Origin of the sequence: Escherichia sp. MOD1-EC5990, assembly GCF_002965285.1 — a bacterium.
GTDB classification, from domain to species: domain Bacteria; phylum Pseudomonadota; class Gammaproteobacteria; order Enterobacterales; family Enterobacteriaceae; genus Escherichia; species Escherichia coli_F.
Genome location: NZ_PTRV01000091.1, coordinates 1 through 346 on the forward strand (window position 1 = coordinate 1; position 346 = coordinate 346).

Sequence of the window (346 nt, forward strand, 5' to 3'; positions counted from 1 at the left end):
AGCACATTACCGAACGCATCCGTCACCCTCACCCGCAGCGTGTTCGCCATTGCGCCGTCAGCCACGGCGTTATCCTGTGTCACCTCCAGACTCGCAATCTGCGCCGTCCTGACATCGGCGATAAACGTGACGTTCCGGCTCTGGTTGCTGCTGTTAATGCTGGCAGTGACCGCACTGATTCCGGCGGCCTGGCTGGTGACAGAGATCTCCGCCGTGCCGTCCGGCTGTGTGGTGACCGTCGGAGTGACCGTTGCGCTGTTGTCTGCCGTCACGCTGACCGTCTGCCCGGCAAGCACATTACCGAACGCATCCGTCACCCTCACCCGCAGCGTGTTCGCCATTGCGC

At 62.7% G+C, this 346-nt stretch carries 1 protein-coding gene; it reads right to left on the bottom strand.

Features of this window, described 5'->3' with window-relative positions:
• The coding region (locus BEB42_RS26030) for an Ig-like domain-containing protein (protein ID WP_172954563.1) at window positions 1-346 on the bottom strand (346 nt) is incomplete at both ends.